The 17141-nt window shown below is 70.8% G+C and carries 15 protein-coding genes; 6 read left to right on the top strand and 9 right to left on the bottom strand.

Annotated features, from left to right (window positions below):
* Nucleotides 1-11 precede the first annotated feature (11 nt).
* From IPM43_14865 to IPM43_14890, 6 genes are read left to right on the top strand one after another with little or no spacing between them, the layout of a single operon-like run.
* A complete protein-coding gene (locus IPM43_14865; GenBank protein QQS24654.1) occupies nucleotides 12-1094 on the top strand; it encodes an NADP-binding protein in 1083 nt (360 codons plus the stop codon).
* On the top strand, nucleotides 1087-1398 hold the full coding sequence (locus tag IPM43_14870; GenBank protein QQS24655.1) for a 2-amino-4-ketopentanoate thiolase: 312 nt from the start codon (nucleotides 1087-1089) through the stop codon (nucleotides 1396-1398). Before IPM43_14865 ends, IPM43_14870 begins: the two co-directional genes overlap by 8 nt.
* Nucleotides 1395-2810: a PLP-dependent lyase/thiolase gene (locus IPM43_14875; GenBank protein ID QQS24656.1), complete on the top strand. Its 1416-nt coding sequence runs from the start codon at nucleotides 1395-1397 to the stop codon at nucleotides 2808-2810. Before IPM43_14870 ends, IPM43_14875 begins: the two co-directional genes overlap by 4 nt.
* Entirely contained in the window at nucleotides 2785-3138 is a 354-nt protein-coding gene (locus tag IPM43_14880) for an ornithine aminomutase (GenBank protein QQS24657.1), read from the top strand. The genes IPM43_14875 and IPM43_14880 overlap by 26 nt, the downstream gene beginning before the upstream one ends.
* Nucleotides 3135-5345, top strand: coding sequence for a cobalamin-dependent protein (locus tag IPM43_14885; GenBank protein ID QQS24658.1), 2211 nt, complete (start codon nucleotides 3135-3137; stop codon nucleotides 5343-5345). The genes IPM43_14880 and IPM43_14885 overlap by 4 nt, the downstream gene beginning before the upstream one ends.
* Entirely contained in the window at nucleotides 5346-6413 is a 1068-nt protein-coding gene (locus IPM43_14890) for an alanine/ornithine racemase family PLP-dependent enzyme (GenBank protein ID QQS24659.1), read from the top strand.
* Nucleotides 6414-6416: 3 nt separating this feature from the next.
* Here the strand turns inward: IPM43_14890 and IPM43_14895 are convergent, their stop codons facing one another.
* From IPM43_14895 to IPM43_14935, 9 genes are all read right to left on the bottom strand, one after another.
* Nucleotides 6417-8171, bottom strand: a complete 1755-nt coding sequence (locus IPM43_14895) for a bifunctional metallophosphatase/5'-nucleotidase (protein QQS24660.1) — start codon at nucleotides 8169-8171, stop codon at nucleotides 6417-6419.
* Nucleotides 8172-8237: 66 nt separating this feature from the next.
* Nucleotides 8238-9533 (bottom strand): phosphoribosyltransferase, encoded by a 1296-nt coding sequence (locus IPM43_14900; protein QQS26481.1) that lies wholly within the window; start codon nucleotides 9531-9533, stop codon nucleotides 8238-8240.
* Nucleotides 9534-9544: 11 nt separating this feature from the next.
* A complete protein-coding gene (locus IPM43_14905) occupies nucleotides 9545-10651 on the bottom strand; it encodes a 2-oxo acid dehydrogenase subunit E2 (GenBank protein QQS24661.1) in 1107 nt (368 codons plus the stop codon).
* Complete coding sequence (locus IPM43_14910; protein ID QQS24662.1) at nucleotides 10648-11637, bottom strand: alpha-ketoacid dehydrogenase subunit beta; 990 nt, start codon at nucleotides 11635-11637, stop codon at nucleotides 10648-10650. Before IPM43_14910 ends, IPM43_14905 begins: the two co-directional genes overlap by 4 nt.
* A gap of 5 nt (nucleotides 11638-11642) precedes the next feature.
* Entirely contained in the window at nucleotides 11643-12704 is a 1062-nt protein-coding gene (pdhA, locus tag IPM43_14915; protein ID QQS26482.1) for a pyruvate dehydrogenase (acetyl-transferring) E1 component subunit alpha, read from the bottom strand.
* 105 nt (nucleotides 12705-12809) lie between these two features.
* Nucleotides 12810-13982 (bottom strand): hypothetical protein, encoded by a 1173-nt coding sequence (locus IPM43_14920; GenBank protein ID QQS24663.1) that lies wholly within the window; start codon nucleotides 13980-13982, stop codon nucleotides 12810-12812.
* A 15-nt stretch (nucleotides 13983-13997) separates the two neighbouring features.
* Nucleotides 13998-15083, bottom strand: coding sequence for a cupin (locus tag IPM43_14925; protein QQS26483.1), 1086 nt, complete (start codon nucleotides 15081-15083; stop codon nucleotides 13998-14000).
* A gap of 102 nt (nucleotides 15084-15185) precedes the next feature.
* Nucleotides 15186-15803, bottom strand: a complete 618-nt coding sequence (gene thrH / locus IPM43_14930; GenBank protein QQS24664.1) for a bifunctional phosphoserine phosphatase/homoserine phosphotransferase ThrH — start codon at nucleotides 15801-15803, stop codon at nucleotides 15186-15188.
* Nucleotides 15804-15841: 38 nt separating this feature from the next.
* Entirely contained in the window at nucleotides 15842-17140 is a 1299-nt protein-coding gene (locus IPM43_14935) for a PQQ-dependent sugar dehydrogenase (GenBank protein QQS24665.1), read from the bottom strand.
* Between the last annotated feature and the right edge of the window lies 1 nt (nucleotide 17141).

The following is a 17141-nucleotide window of genomic DNA, read 5'->3' on the forward strand; positions in this document are numbered from 1 at the left end:
CGTGAACCGTGATGACGGCGTTCGTGCGTGCGGCCGCAGAGCCGGTGCGCGTGGTGCTGATCGGAACCGGGCAGATGGGTGCTGCGGCGGCGCGGATCCTGCACGGTAAGGCCGGTCTGCGCCTCGTCGGTGTGGTGCCTCACCGCGTCGAGCACGAGGGAGAGGACGCCGGCATCGTGCTCGGACTCGGCGGGCCGAGCGGCGTGTTGATGGAGCCGCACCTCGCCGCCGTGCTGAAGCGGGAGCGTCCCGACGTGGCGCTGCACATGACGTGCTCACGCGTCGTCGACGCGGACGCCGACGTGCGCTGCTGCATCGAACACGGTGTTGACGTGATCTCGATCGCCGAGGAGCTCGCGTTCCCGGCAGCCGGATCGCCCGATTGGGCCTCGGCGGTCGATGCGCTGGCCCGCGAGCACGAGGTGACGGTGCTGGGCACCGGCGTGAACCCGGGGTTCGTCCTCGACCTGCTCGTGATCGCGCTCACCGGGGTGTGCGCCGACGTGCGCTCAATCACCGCGACACGGGTCAACGACCTCGCGCCCTACGGGCCCTCGGTGCTGCGCACCCAGGGTGTGGGTCTGTCACCGCAGGCGTTCGCGCAAGGCGTCGCCGACGGATCCGTGGTGGGGCACTTCGGCTTCCCCGAGTCGATCGCCATGATCGCGAGCGCGCTCGGCTGGGAGATCGAACGGGTCGAGCAGACGCGGGAACCGATCGTGTCCGCGGTGCGGCGCGAGACGCCCTTCGTGGTGGTCGAACCCGGTGCTGTGGCGGGTTGCCGGCACACCGCCACCGCCTACTGCGGCGGGCTGGCGGTGATCACCCTCGTCCACCCCCAGCAGGTGCACCCGGAGGCCGAGGGCATCGACACCGGCGACACGATCGAGATCGCCGGCACCCCCGGCGTGAAGCTGGCCGGCTCGCCGGAGATCCCCGGCGGTGTCGCCACCGCCGCGCTCGCCGTCAACATGATCCCGCGCGTGGTGGCCGCCCCAGCCGGACTGCTGACGATGGCCGATCTCCCGGTGCCGGCCGCCATCCAAGGCGACGTGCGACAGCTCCTCGCGGCGCGGGGAGTCCGTCGTGGATGACGCCGTCGCTTCGGGCACCTGGGTGGAGCTGCACCGCGTGGTGCTGACGGCCGGCGCACGCGCGAGCCAGGTTCCGGCCGAGACCCAGGCAGTGCCGCTCGAGCAACGCGTGCGCGGCTGGCTGGTCGAACCTGCCCGCCTCGGAGACGAGGCCGAGGTGCGCACGGCTGCCGGGCGAAGGCTGGCGGGGACCCTCGTGATCGTCGGACCCGGCCACACGCACACCTTCGGGCCGTCGGTTCCCGAGATCTCGGTGATCGGGGACGAACTGCGCGAACTGCTCCGTGAGGAAGCCCCGCGATGAACACCTACTCGCGGGTGATGGAGCGGCGTGCGGGAATCGTGCAGCGCGCTGTCGGCATCGACTACACCCTCTATGAGACCGGCGCCCTCGCGTTCGACTACGAGCGCCTGCTGGCGGACACGGGTTTCGACCTCGACGCCGCGAGGCAGGTGCAGATCGCCACCGGGGTGGGAGGCACGCCGTTCGTCGAGTTGCACCGCCTGACAGAGGTGGTGAGGCGGATCGCGGCACCCGGCATGGGCGCCAGGCTGTTCGTGAAGGACGAGGCGGCGAATCCCTCCGGGTCGTTCAAGGACCGGCGCGCCTCGCTGTCGGTGTACGAAGCGGCGCGCCAGGGCTATCCGGGAGTCGCGGCGGCGACGAGCGGGAACTACGGCGCGGCTGTCGCGTCGCAGGCCGCCAAGGCCGGCCTCGCGTGCATCGTCGTGCAGGAGGCCTTCGACAGCAGGGGAGTGGTGCAGCCCGAGATCGCCGAGAAGACGCGCGCATGTGAGGCCTTCGGTGCCGAGGTGCTGAGGCTCTCCGTCGGGCCAGAGCTGTTCTCGGTCTTCTTGACCGTGCTCGAGGAGACCGGGTTCTTCGACGCCTCGCTGTACACCCCGTACTCGGTGGTGGGGATCGAGACGCTCGGATTCGAGGTGGCCGAGAACTCCCTCGAGCGCACCGGGCGGTTCCCCGACGTGGTCGTCGTGACGCACGCCGGAGGGGGAAACGTCACCGGCACCGCTCGTGGACTGCGCCGGGCTGGAGCGCGTGCCACCGAGGTGGTCGGCGCGAGCGTCGACCTGAGCGGCCTGCACATGGCGTCTGACCGAGACTTCAACCGCAAGTCGTTCACCACGGGCCACACCGGCTTCTCGCTGCCGTTCACCACCTGGCCCGACAGGGCCGACGTGCCGCGCAACGCGGCCCGTCCGCTGCGCTACCTCGACCGCTTCGTCACCGTCACCCAGGGCGAGGTGTTCTACGTGACCGAGGCCCTCGCCCAGCTCGAGGGCTTGGAGCGCGGCCCGGCCGGCAACACGTCGCTCGCGGCGGCGATGGCGATCGCTCGCGAGCTACGCCGCGACCAGGTGGTGGTGGTGCAAGAGACCGAATACACCGGTGCCGGCAAGCACCCGCTGGCCCAGCTCGACCGGGCTCGGCAGGAGGGGATTCGCGTCGTGCGCGGCGACCCTGCCGACGACAGCCCCGGCGAGGTGATCGTGATCCCCGAGCATCCGGCGCAGCTCCACGTCGTCGACGTCGACCTGGAGCGAGTCCGGGCGTCGTACGTTCGCAACGCCCTTGCCTCCCTGCCCGAGGGCACCACCCCGGCCGAAGCCGACGTCGCCTTCCTCGCCGAGGAGACACGTTGGAGCGCGGCCCGCGTCCAGGAGGAGATCGATGCGAGTCTCACCGCGACCCGATGACTTCGAGGCGAGAAGGGCGCACCTGGCCACGCTCGACGACGAGGAGCTTCGCGCCCGGTTCTGGGCGCTGGCCGACCGGATCGTGGCCCCGCTCGTGGCCGAGGCCCGCACCCACACCACGCCCGCCATCGAGCGCTCCGTGCTGTTGCGCATGGGGCTGTCGAGCGTCGAATCGAAGGCTCTCGTCGAACGCATGGCCGAAGCGAAGCTGCTCGGCCACGGCGCCGGACGGCTACTCGCCCAGCTGGCCGCCCGTCGCGCCGTGACCCCGCGCGAGGCCGCGCATGCGCTGCTGGAGGGCCGCTGGTGGGAGGAGGTGCAGCCGTGAAGCTCGAACCGGACCGCCCTCTCGACATGCGCGAGGTGCTCGCCGACCTGGAGCACTACCGCCCCCGACGGCGCGGGTGGACATGGCGCACGCCGGTGCCCGGCCAGCGCATCGGGCCGTTCGAGTATGCCGACATGTCGCTGGGGGTCGACCGCTCGGTCCCGCTGCCCGCCGCGCGCTACTTCGGCGACATCGACCCTCAGCCGGCGCCGGTGATCACGACCGAGATCGCGTCGGGCCGCTTCGAGGACGACCTGCGCCGAATGCGGATGGCGGCATGGCACGGGGCGGACCACATCATGGTGATCCGCACCACCGGCCAATCCCACATCGACGGGCTGATCGAGGGCACTCCCGAGGGCGTCGGCGGCATCCCGATCACCCGCAAGCAGCTCCGCGCGACCCGCAAGGCCCTCGACGCGATCGAAGACGAGGTCGGCCGCCCGATCAACTTCCACTCGTACGTCAGCGGCCTCGCCGGCCCGGAGATGGCAGTGCTGTATGCGGAAGAGGGGGTGAACGGCGCGCACCAGGACCCGCAGTACAACGTGTTGTACCGGGGGATCAACATGCACCGCTCGTTCGTCGACGCCGCCGAGGCCAAGCGTGTGCTCGCCGACGCCGGGATCTTCCAGATCGACGGCGCCCACAACGCGAACGCGACTGCCAAGCAGGCCTGGAAGGTGACCCCGGAGCTGCTCGTGCAGCATGCGGTGAACACCGCGTACAGCCGGGCGGTGGGCATGCCGTCGGCGCAGATCGGTCTGTCGACCGTGCCGCCGACCGCCCCTCCGGCACCGAAGCTGCGCCTCGACCTGCCCTATGCCGTGGCGCTGCGCGAGGTGTTCGCCGGGTGCCGCTTCCGCGCCCAGCAGAACACCCGCTACATCGAGTCCGACACCCGCGAGGCGACGGTCACCCACGTGCTCGACACGCTGATCTCCGCGCTCACGTCGGCCGACGTGCAGAGCACGATCACCCCCGACGAGGGCCGCAACTGCCCGTGGCACTACAACAACGTCGCCGGTGTGGAGACCGCTCGCCAGACGCTGATCGGGCTCGACGGGCTGCACGACCTGGTGCAGCTCCGCACCGACGGCCCACTGCGCGAACAGGTGCGGGAGATCGTCGAGCGCGCGGTGCTGTTCCTGGAGGAGATCGTCGAGATCGGCGGGTACTTCGCCGCGGTCGAGGCCGGATACTTCGTGGACGCCGGGCTCTTCCCCGAACGCGCCGGCGACGGCATCGTGCGCGACCAGCATGCCGGCGTCGGCGCGGCGACGGTGGTGTGCCGAGAGCCCGGCTACGGAGCGCCGGTGTGCAGCCACTTCGGCGACAACGTGTACGCCGAGTCGGGCGACCACGCGCCCGGTCGTCCGTGTGCTGCGATCGGCGGCTGCACCCTGTGCGACGACACGAAGATCGTGTACGTCGACGAGCTCGACCCCGACGACAACGTCGAACATCGCCTCACCGCACCCCTCGCCGAGCGTGCGGCGGGCATCCTGCGTCCCGAGGTGGAGCAAGCGGGGGACGGCATCGTGTGCGTGACCGTTTTCGTGCCTGCGCCGCGGGAGCTGGCCGAGGCGGCGGCGCTGGAGATGGCCCGGCATCTCGGGCTGCACGAGCCGCAGGTGATCCATGCCCGGGTGCTGCACCCCGCAGAGGGTTCGGTGTTCGAGTTGAAGGGCGTCGCCGACCTGCCGATGAGGTCCGATCTGCTGGAGCTCCCCGAGCCGGTCGAAGTGCTCGACCACGCCGAGATCGAGGAGTACGTCCGCCCGAGGGCGATTCGGGTGGTGGCGGCCACGGTCGGCGAGGACGAGCACTCGGTCGGGCTGCAGGAGGTGATCGACCTGAAACACGGCGGGATCGAGCGCTACGGCTTCGAGTGCCATCGTCTCGGCACTTCGGTGCCGGTGGAGCGGGTCCTCGACGCCGCCGCCGACGTGGGGGCGCAAGTGGTGCTGATCTCGACGATTCTCACCCACGGCGACGTGCACCGGAAGAACATGGACCGGCTGCACAGCCTGGCCGTGGAGCGGGGCGTGCGTGACGACCTGGTGCTCGTCGCCGGCGGTACCCAGCTGACCGACGACGTCGCTCGGTCGTGTGGGATGGACGCGGGCTTCGGGCGGGGGACGAGCGGGCATCAGGTGGCGAGCTTCCTGGTGCGTCGCTTGCGTGAGCGATCAGTTGGTGCCTGAGTGGCCGGTCGACTGCTCACCGTCGACCTCGCGAAGGTCGAACAGAACGCGGCCGCGATCGTCGCCCAGTGCGCCGCGCACGGCATCGCGGTGACGGGGGTGACGAAGGGATTGTGCGGCGCGCCAGAGGTGGCCGCGGCGATGCTGCGCGGCGGGGTCGAGTCGATCGGGGAATCGCGGTTGGAGAACATCAGGCGGCTCCGCGCCGGCGGCATCGAGGCCGACGTGATGCTGCTGCGCATCCCGTCGCTGTCGCACGTCGACGACGTCGCCGCGCTCACCCAGTCGAGCTGCAACGCGGACCTCGACGTAATCGCCGGTCTCGGTGCCGCAGCTGCCCGGCGCGGGCACCCGCACCCGGTGATCGTGATGGTCGATCTCGGCGACTTGCGCGAAGGGGTGTGGCCCGACGAGCTGGTGAGGTTCGTGCGCGCCGTGCGCGGCGTCGACGGCGTGTGCCTGGCCGGCGTCGGGGCCAACCTCGCCTGCTTCGGCGGGGTGGCACCGAGCGCCGAGAACATGGGGTTGCTGGTTGCCCTGGTGGACCAGGTCGAGGCCGAGCTCGACGTGCGTGTCGAGCGCGTGTCTGGAGGCAACTCGAGCGCCCTTCGTCTCGTGGCGGCGGGGGAGATGCCCGCCCGGGTGGACCACTTGCGCATCGGCGAGGCGATCCTCTTGGGACGCGAGACGGTGGAGCGCGCCCCCTGGCCCGGCACCGTGCAAGACGCCGTGGAGCTTCACGGCGAGGTGCTGGAGCTACGCCGCAAGCCTTCGGTTCCCCTCGGCCGGCGCGGCGAGGACGCGATGGGCCATGTCCCCGAGTTCGCCGACCGGGGGTGGCTGGACCACGCGCTGGTCAACCTCGGCACCGTCGACACCGACGTCACCGGGCTGAGCCCGGTGGACGGCCGGCTGCGGGTGCTCGGTGCGTCGAGCGACTACCTCGTGCTCGACGTGTCGGATGCGCACGGCGAGCTGCGGGTAGGGGCGAGCGTGTCGTTCCGGCCGGGGTACGGCGCGATGGTGACGGCGGCGAGCTCGCCCTATGTCGAGATGCGCTGCGCGTAGCGCCTACGGCACCACGTCGATGCGGTCGAGCGCAGGCGGCGCGACGGGCGAGGCGACGGCGAAGTAGTCCTCGAAGGCGTCAGTGTCGACGGCACCGCCGAGACGGTCGGTGCCGCCGATGAGGGCGTAGAAGCCGTCGCCACCGTCGGCGAGGAAGCTGTTGACCGTCACCCGGTACGAGTTGCCCGCGACGAGGGGGTTGCCGTTGATGGTGATCCCCGACACCACGTCGAGCGTGCATCCGGGGTCGGCGGTGAGCCCGAGCGACAGGTCCCACGTGTAGCCGAGCGTCGCCGACACCTGGAGCACCCGCTCGGCGAGCGTGGTGCCGCTGGAGCTGACCCCGCAGAACTGCTGCTCGAGCGTCTGCTCGATCTGGGCTCCGGTGAGGGTCATGGTGACCATCGAGTTGCCGAACGGTTGGACGGTGAACACCTCTCCGTAGGTGACCACGCCGTTGCCCTCGCCCGCCGGACTGCTCGCGTAGAGCATGTCGGCGCGGATGCCGCCCGGGTTCATCAGCGAGATCACGGCCGCGCCTTCGCCGGGTCCGTCGGTGGCGGCGAGCTGAGCGTCGGCGATGACGCTGCCGAGCGTCCACTCCCGTGAGCCGTCCGGGTCGTTGGTGCGGGTGAGGTCGGCGGTGATCGTGCCCACCGGCCGGTTCGCGATCGGCCCGGCGACGGCCTTGTAGCGGTCGATCAGGGCGGTCACGGTGGGATCCTTCGGCACCGCGGTGCGGTCCATCAACAAGTTGTTGACGCTGACCGAGGTGACGTGACCGGTCCGGCGGTTGACGCGCATGTCGATGTCGGTCAGCAAGCGACCGAACGAGTACGCGCTCGTCACCGGGATGTCGTTGATGACGCAGTTGTAGGGCTGATGGGTGTGACCCGAGATCACCAGGTCGACGGCAGGGTCGAGCCGGTTGACGATGCCGCTGATCGGTTCGGACACCCCTGCGCAACCGTTAGGGGTGAGCGCCGTCGGGAGTCCACCTTCGTGGACGAGGACGACGATGGCGTTGACCCCGCGCCGATTCAGTTCGGGGACCAGCGCGTTGACGGTGTCGGCCTCGTCGAGGAAGTCGAACCCGGCCACGCCAGAAGGGCTGACGATCGTCGGCGTGCCCTCGAGGGTCATGCCGATGAAGGCCACCTTGGCGCCGTTGAAGTTCTGGATGGAGAACGGCGGGAACAGGGTCCGCCTCGTCGTCTCGTTGACCACGTTCGCGGCCAGGAACTTGAAGCTGGCACCGCCGAACCCGTCGCCGTCGAGGCATCCGTCGACGGGATGACACCCGCCCCTTTGCATGCGCAGCAACTCGGTCGTGCCTTCGTCGAACTCGTGGTTGCCGACCGCGTTCAGGTCGAGCCCGATGTAGTTCATCGCCTCGATGGTCGGCTCGTCGTGGAAGAGCGCGGACAGCAGCGGGCTGGCGCCGATCAGATCGCCGGCCGAGACCATGATCGTGTTGCGGTTGGTCTGCTCGAGCGCACGCACGTGCGACGCGATGTACTCGGCGCCGCCGTACTCGGGAGTGCCCGACGGCCCGACGCGCCCGCTCGACCCCGTGGGCGGTTCGAGGTTCCCGTGGAAGTCGTTGAGGGCCAGGATCTGCACGTCGACTTCGTGGCGCTGTAAGACCTTGGACGGTTCGGCCTGCTGCAACTTGGCATCAGCCGGGCCGAGCCCGACCGCCAAGGCGCTCGCGCACACCATGCCGACGACGACGACTGAGGCTCGGATACGACGCATCGCGTGACCATACAGCGCCCCAACGCCACCGTTTACATGCGACGCGCACCGTGGGAGAACGACCGCTCAGCGCAATGGGAAACTCTGGAGGAACCAGTCCCGCGCGAGCTGCGCTGCCTGCTGCAGCGTGCCCGGCTCCTCGAACAGATGGCTCGCGCCGGGCACCACCTCGAGCCGGCTGACACCACCGAGGCGCGACTGCGCCTCACGGTTGAGAGCGAGCACGACGTCGTCGTTGGCCCCGACGATCAGCAGCACCGGGCAGCGGACACCGCCGAGCCGGCTCCCGGCCAGATCAGGGCGTCCCCCGCGCGACACGACGGCGGCGACATCGGCGTCCGCATCGCCCGCGGCGTACAGCGCCGCGCCCGCTCCCGTGCTGGCACCGAAGTAGGCGAGCGGCAGCGCGTGAGCGGCAGGCATCGCCCGCAACCAGCGGTCGGCGGTGACGAGACGATCGGCCAGCAGCCCGATGTCGAAGACCTTGGCCCGGTCGCGCTCCTCGGCGGGGGTGAGCAGGTCGAACAGCAGAGTGCCGAGACCGGCTCGCTGGAGCACCTCGGCCACGAAGCGGTTTCTCGGGCTGTGCCTGCTGCTGCCGCTGCCGTGGGCGAAGACGACGATGCCGGGGGCACCGGGAGGCACGGTGAAGCGACCACGCAGGTGCTTGTCGGCGCACGGGATCTCGACCTCGCCGTCGAAGCTCGGCGTCGTCGCCGCCGGCTGGTGCTGCCTCGCCTTCTGGAGGCAGGTGACAACCTCGCGATCGCTCGTCGCCGAGAAGTCGCGATACCACTGCCCGACCGCATGGAACCCGGCCGGTGTCTCGAGGGCGATCAGCTCGTCGGCGTCGCCGCGGAAGCGCTCCGTCCAACCTGGCGGGGCGACCGGGACGGCAAGGACGACCCTCGCCGCACCACGCGCGGCGACGATGCGGCAGGCCGCCCGTGCCGTGGACCCGGTGGCGATCCCGTCGTCGACGATGATCACGCACCTGTCGGCCACCTCGACCGGCGGACGATCACCACGGAACTGAAGTGCGCGCCGGGCCAGCTCTTCGCGCTCGCGCTGCTCGACGACCGCGATCTCGCGTTCGCTCGTACCCGTCAGGCGGACGATCTCGTCGTCGAGCACACGCACCCCGGCTTCGCCGATCGCGCCGAGACCGAGCTCGGGCTGGCCCGGCGTGCCCAACTTGCGCACGATGACCACATCGAGGGTTGCGCCGAGCGCGTTCGCCACCGAGAACGCGACGGGCACGCCGCCGCGGGGGATCCCGAGGACCACCGGGTCGGCTCCACGCAAGTGGGCGAGCCGCGCCGCCAACCGGCGCCCGGCGTCGACGCGGTCGCGGAAGGGCAACTCGGTGAGGCTCACGTCGGTGCCCCCAGGTCCGCGATCAGCGCCGCGAGGAAGCGGGCGGCTTCGCCGCCCATCACGACGCGGTGGTCGAACGTGAGTGACAGCGGCAGCACTGCCCGCACTGCGGGACGTCCGTGGTGGGCGACGACCTCGTCCCTGACCCGGCCGGCGCCGATGATCGCTACCTGCGGGGGTACGACGACCAGCGCCGCATACCTCCCGGTGAAGATGCCGAAGTTGGAGAGCGTGATCGTCTGGCCGCGCAGGTCGCCGGGGGGCACGGTGCGCGCTCGGACGTCGTCCTTCATCGCCTCTAGGCCGCGGCGCAGGTCGTCGGGCTCACGCCCGGCGACGTCGCGCAGCACCGGCACGAACAGCCCGTCCTCGGTGTCCATCGCGACGCCGAGATGGACCTGACGCTGGAGGCGCCGACCGGCCTCGGGCCCGAGATATGCGGCGTTCAGTGCCGGTTCTGCCGCGCAGGCGACGCCGATCGCCCTTACGAGGCGCAAGGTGGCATCGGTGCCCGAGGGCCAGTCACCGACGTCGGCGTCCTCGGTGATCGTGGCCGGCACCACCTGCGCATGCGCGGTGGCCATGTTCACGGCCATCGCTCGACGCACACCACGGACGGGCTCCACCTCGCTCGGTGCAGGCTGGACGGCGGCGGCCGCCGCGCGCACGTCGTCGGTGGTCACCGACGCGTCGGGTCCGCTCGGAGCGAGCGCGGCGAGATCGACGCCGAGCTCCGCGGCCAGGCGGCGTACCGCCGGTGTGGCACGGGCGGCCGCAGCGATCGCTGGTGCCGGGCGCGGTGGCGTCGGTTGGCGCGGAGGCTCCTCCTCCGGGACGTGGCCGACCACCGAGCCGGCGTCGGGCGTGGCGCCGTCGGTGAACTCGACGAGCGGGTGGCCGACCATGATCACGTCGCCGGGCTCGCCGTGGAGGGCGGCGATGTGGCCCGACTGCGGAGAGGGGATCTCCACCACGGCCTTGTTGGTCTCGATCGAGACGAGGGGCTGGTCCTCCACCACGTGGTCGCCGACACCGACGTGCCAGGCGACGATCTCGGCATCGGGTAGGCCCTCGCCGACGTCGGGGAGGAGGAACGTCGTCACCGGTACTCCAGCACCCGCCGGCAGCCACGCAGCACGCGTGCGGTGCTCGGCATGTAGTGGTTCTCCAGGCGGTACAGCGGCATGACCGTGTCGTAGCCCGTCACCCGCAGCACCGGGGCGAGCAGGCTGGTCAATCCGGCATCGGCGAGGTTCGCGGCCACCTCGGCGCCGAGGCCGCCCGCGCGTGCGGCCTCGTGCACGATGACGCACCGCCCGGTGCGCTCCACCGAGCGCAGGATCGTCGCCATGTCGATCGGCTTCAGCGTGCAGACGTCGATCACCTCGGCCTTCACACCGTCGGCAGCCAGATCGGCAGCGGCGGCGAGGGCCTCGACGGTCGAGGCACCCCACGCCACGATCGTCAGGTCGGTGCCGGAGCGCAAGACCTGGCAGCGATCCAGGTCGAGGCCGACGCCGTCGTCGACGACGTCCTCGTGCGCGGCGCGGTAGATGCGCTTGGGCTCGAGGAACACCACCGGGTCGGGGTCGCGGATCGCCGAAAGCAACAGCCCGTACGCGAGCGCCGGGGAGGAGGGCACGACGACGCGCAGCCCCGGGATGTGGGCGAGCATCGCCTCGTTGCTCTCGGAGTGGTGCTCTGGCGCGTGGATCCCGCCGCCGTAGGGCATCCGCACCACCAGCGGGCAGCTCAGTCGGCCACGGGTGCGGTTGCGCAGGCGGCTCGCGTGGTTTACGAGCTGATCGATGGCCGGGTACACGAAGCCCATGAACTGGTACTCGACGACGGGCCTGAGACCCTGCGCGGCCATGCCGACGGCGAGACCGGTGAACAGCGCCTCCGACAGCGGCGTGTCGACCACGCGATCCGGACCGAATCGGGCGAGCAGGCCATCGGTGGCCCGGAACACCCCGCCGTCGGCTCCGATGTCTTCGCCGAGCAGCACCACCGACTGGTCGTCGGCGAGTGCCCGGCCGAGCGCCAACCTCACCGCTTCGACCATGGTCACGCTCACCGTCTCGGCCATTGCGATCAGGGCCCTTCGTCGCCGTCGTCGGCGACGTTGGTGAGCTCGGCGAGCTGCGCGGCGAGCTGGCCGGGCAGGTCGGCGTAGAGGTGGTCGAACATCGTTGCCGGCGAGCGGGGAGCGATGCCGAGGTACCGATCGACGGCGGCCTCGATCGTCGCCGCGCAGTCCGCGAGCAGCTGCTCTTCCAGCTCCGAGCTCCACGCGTGTTGACCGACGAGCAGCTTGCGCAGCCGGGCGACAGGGTCGAGCCTCCAGTGCTCGCTGACCTCGTCGTCGGAGCGGTACCGGCTGGCGTCGTCGGCCGTGGTGTGGTCGCTCAGCCGGTAGGTGAGCGCCTCGACCAGCGTCGGGCCGGCTCCGGCGCGGGCGCGCTCCAGCGCGGCGGCCACGACGGCACGTACGGCGACGACGTCGTTGCCGTCCACCTGTTCGCCGGGGATGCCCACCGCGATCGCCTTCTGGGCGAGGGTCGCCGTCGCGGTCTGCATCGCGCGCGGTACCGAGATCGCCCACTGGTTGTTGTTCACGACGAACACCACCGGCAGGCGACGGACGCCGGCGAAGTTCATCGCCTCGTACACGTCGCCTTTCGACGTCGCCCCGTCACCGAAGAAGCACACCGCGACTCGTGGCTCGCCGCGCAGCTGGAACGCGAACGCGACTCCGGCGGCGTGTGGCGCCTGCGAACCGATCGGTACGCAGATCGGGAAGTCCTCACGTGGCCCGGCGAAGTCGCTGCCCCGCTCGTCGCCCCCCCAGTACGAGAGCAGCTCGGCCGGTTCCACGCCGCGCAGGAGCTGGGCGCCTTGCTCGCGAAACGACGGCACGAGCACGTCCTGCGGTCTCATCGCCGCCGCGGCCCCGACAGCGACAGCCTCCTGGCCGAGCGACGACGCGAACGTGCCCAGACGTCCGGTGCGCTGCAGGGCCACGGCCTTCGCGTCGTAGGTACGGGTGAGCACCATCGCCTGGTACATCCGCACCAGCTCGGACGGCTTGCGGGCGAACTCCGGCAGCTCCGCGAGGGGGATGCCGTCGGCGTCGACGAACGCGGTCGACTCCACGGTGAACGAGGCGACGCGGTGCCGACCCACGTGGTCGACTCTGCCGACGCGCGACCCGGACGGGCAAGGGGCGAACGACCCGTGGTCCGGCGACGGCAGACCCGGTCAGGGATCGAGGGTGCACACCTCGCAGTGCACGTCGGTGACGGGCTCGCCGCCGAAGAGGTCGGTGACCCAATCGATCAGCCTCACCCCCTCGACCTCGTGGGTGTACAGGTCAGCCGACCACAGGATCGTGTGCTCGTCGCCGGGGGAGATGAAGCTGAGCAGGTCGACACCCGCCGCCTCGATCTGGGCCTCGTTCTGGTCCATCAAGGACACGAGGTCGTCGGCAGGGATGCCGGCCAGTTCGGCGAAGAACACCTGGGTGTTGTCGAAGGCGAAGTCGTGGCGGGCGAACACGATCCGGTCCGGAACATGGCGGCCCGCCTGTACGAACAGGCCCGGGAGGCTCCAGTCGGCGGCGGTGAGCCCCTCGTTGACGGGCCAATCGGGGATCGCGTTCTGGGTGCCCCAGACACCTCCGATCGTCTCGTTCAAGGCGGGGATGTCGGGGTAGGCGCCCGAGCCGTCGGCGAGGACGGTGATCGCGGCCTCGGGGAACAAGTCCGCGGCCAAGCCCGCGTAGAGCGGCGAGGGGATCGAACCGGCGCTCTCTCCGGCGACGACGATCTCCTTGGCGCCGGGGAACCTGGCGGCCAGATCGGCAAGCGCGGTCGACGCGTTTACCGAGCCGCGGTGGTGGATGGTGAGCTCTGGCGAGTACTCGGTGGTGGCGTTGCCGATATGGACGTCGCCGGTGCAGTAGGGGACGAACACGAACGAGTAGTCGGCGAGCGGATTCAGCTCGTTGTCGAACGCGAACAGCCCGTCACGCAAGGCCGGGTCGTCGTCGGCGTCGACGGTCACGTCGAAGTTGCCGGCCGTGTAGTCGCAGGTCTCGGCGCTGAAGCAGGCGCCGCCACCCTCCATGTAGAAGACCACCTTTTCCGGATCTGCCTCGCGGACCCAGTACTTGTATGCGCTGCCGTCGGCACACATGCAGTCGTCGGGCGCATCGACGCTGGTCCACTCGGGCTGCGGGGCATCGGTGGTCGGCGGCTCCGTCGCCGGCGCATCTGTGGTGCCCGGCGCCTCGGTGGGCGTCGCCGAGTCGGCCGGTGGGGCCGTGTCGCCCGCACCTGCGTCGGAGGAGTCGTCGCTGCCGCACGCCGCAGCGAGCAGGCCGAACAGGCCGATTGCGCTGACGGCGATCAGCTTGCGGTTGCGGTCACCCATGTTCGTTCTCCTGTTTCAGGCGGTCGGTCGGCCGGGATGCTCGGGCAAGGTCACCTCGAGCATCTCGAAATCGGGGGTCGGCGCGCTCAACTCGTGAGCCATGCCGGCGGGAACAGTAACGCTGGCCCATCGGCGGACTCGTTCTTGCGGGCGGTCGCCGGCGCGGAAGGTCGCCTCGCCACCGAGCACGACCCAGAGCTGCAACTCGGTGTCGTCGCCGGCGAGCGCTGTCTCGCCCTGGTGGGCGGCGTCGATCCCGGAGGCGGCAGGGCGCACGACGCGCACGCCGGCGATGCCCCCGGTAGCGGCACCGATGCCGGTGTCGCGCTGCTCGAACCCGGCGCGGCGCCACGGGCTCCACCTGGCGCCGGCAGCGACGTGGTGCACGAACCGCTGCCCGCCGAAGTCACGCTCGGGCAAGACCCGCCCGGTGGGCAGGGTGAGCGCGAGGTCTCCGAAGGTCTCGTGCACCGCGGGGCAGCCGACCTCGACCACCTCGAGCCCGGGCGAGGCTTCGAGGACGCGGTGGCGGATGAGGGGCGGCTGCACCACGCAATCTCCGGCGCGCATCAGGATCGGCTCGCCCTGGTCCTCGTACGCGACACGGACCCACCCCGCGGCGCAGAAGATCATCTGAAAGCGGACCTTGTGGAAGTGCACGTAGTCGGGCACCGGACCACCGCCGGGAATCGAGATCCGCGACGCCACGAACATCCCACCTTGTCTGCCGGGCAGCAGATCTCGATAGATCATCCCGGCCCGCCCGGCGACGCCTTCGTCGGTGCCGCCGGCGTCGGTGACCACCAGCGAGGGGGCGAGCGGTGGCAACAGCAACGGCGGATCGGCGTCCTCGATCTCGATCCTGGTGCCGTTCGGCGCGGTGAGCTCGCGGGCGCCGCCGGCGACGCGGTCGGGTTCGTGGCACAGCAGGCGCAGCGTGCCGGGATCCCCACTGCGGCTGGTGTCGAGACGCAGGCGGAGTCCGTAGCCGGCCACGACTGCGGTCGTGGGTCGGTCGGCGGGGAAGATCGCCTCGACGCGGAAGCCGAGGCTGTCGGTGAAGAAGGCGAGCGTCGCGTCGAGATCGCCGCTGCACGGCAGCACGACCTGCGCGGAGACCGCCGCGACCCGATCGGCGGCGACAGGGCGTGGTGAACTCGAGTTGGTCGTGCTCATCGATCCCTCCTCCGACGAACGTATCCGTCAGGCGAGCTCGCCGGTGAGGCGGGCGAACAGCTCGTCGAAGGAGTCCATCGCGGGAAACTGGGGGAACTCGGCGATCACGTTCGGCGGGGCCCTGAACAAGAACCCCGCGTCGGCTGCGGCGAGCATCGCCGTGTCGTTGTAGGAATCACCGGCCGAAACGACGCGGAAGTTGAGCCCACGCAGCGCTTCGACCGCACGGCGCTTCTGGTCCGGCAGGCGCAGGCGGTAGTCGACGATGCGGTCGTCCTCGACGACCAGACGGTGGCAGAGCAGCGTCGGCCACCCGAGCTGGGCCATCAGCGGGCGGCCGAACTGCTCGAACGTGTCGGACAGGATGATCACCTGCGTCCGTGCCCGCAGCGCGTCGAGGAACTCGCGGGCGCCGGGCATCGGGCCGAGGCCGCCGATCACGTCGGCGATGAGCGACATCGTCAGGCCGTGGCGTTGCAGCAGGTCGATGCGGTAGCGCATCAGTGCGTCGTAGTCGGGCTCGTCGCGCGTCGTGCGCCGCAGGGCGTCGATGCCGGTGCGCTCCGCGACGGCGATCCAGATCTCGGGTACGAGCACACCCTCGAGATCGAGGGTCACGACGGTCTGGAGGGCTGCGCGGTCCATCGGGGATGGAGTCTCGCCCATCGGCTGGGCGCGCAGGGTCATCCGGGGACGAGCTTGTACACGCCCTCGTACATGGAGAACAGGTACAGCTCGCCGGCGGGATCCTCGCCCCATCCGAACAGGTAGCCGACGTCGGTGACGCCGAGGCGTGCCGCGCCGCCGTCGCCGAGTGCCCATACCTTGCCGATGACGTCACCGAACACGTACGCACCGCGCAGCGCAGGGATCGCCGCACCGCGGTACACGTAGCCGCCCATCACCGCGTTGCCCTCGCTGTGCGGGTACTCGTGCACCGGAGGGGTCATCCCGCCGGGCACGGAGTCGTACCGCTGGTGGGAGCCCTCGAAGAAGTACCAGCCGAAGTTGAGCCCGCTCTGGCCGGCGGGGATGACGTCGATCTCCTCCATCAGGTCGTTGCCGACGTCGCCGATCCACATGTGGCCGGTAGCGCGGTCGAAGGAGAACATCCACGGGTTGCGCAGGCCGCGTGCCCAGACCTCGGGCCGCTCGTCGGTGCGTCCGACGAAGGGGTTGTCGGCGGGCACGTCGTAGCCGGCGCCGTCGAGGCGGGGAACGATGCGCAGGATCGCACCGAGCAACTTGGTGCCGTCCTGCGCGTCTCGCCCGTTGCTGCCGCCGCCGTCGCCCATGCCGACGAACAGGTGGCCCTCGTCGTCGAACACCAGCCGTCCGCCGTTGTGCCCGACGCCGGGCTGCTCCACGAACAGCACCTCGCGGCGGGTCGCGGGGTCGGCGACGCCGTCGGTGACGGCGAAGGAGACCACGCGCGTGTGGTTGTCGCGACCGGTGAAGTTCACGAACATGCGGCCGTCGCGGGGATCGAAGGCGATGCCGAGCAGGCCACGCTCGCTGCCGGGGGCGACGACGGTGGTCTCACCGCTCAGGTCGATGACGAGCGACGTCACCCCGTTTGCGATCCGGTGCACCTGGCCCCGCTGGACGCTCACGTAGAGCCCGTCGTCGCCGGCCCGCCACGCGAGACCCGTCGGCTCGGGAACGTCGGCGACGAGCTGCAGACCGAGCGGGAGCGCTTCCAGCGCGGCCAGCGGTGGTGGGGGGTCGGGTGGTGCCTGCGTCGTGGCCGGAGGGTCGGTCGGCGTGCCCGTGGGTGGGGGCGGTGCCGTCGACGTGGTGCCCGGCACCGTCGTGATGCCCGTCGAGTCGGCCACCACTGTCGACTTCGCTGGTGCCGGCACCGACGCGTCGATCGACACCGTCGAGTGCGGCGAGGGGACGCTCGCTGCGGAGTCGGTTCCGCCGAGGCTGCACGCGGCGAAAGCGAACGATGCGGCCAGCACCCCGGCACCGGTGGCCACG

The organism is Actinomycetota bacterium, assembly GCA_016700055.1.
GTDB lineage: Bacteria > Actinomycetota > Acidimicrobiia > Acidimicrobiales > Ilumatobacteraceae > Kalu-18.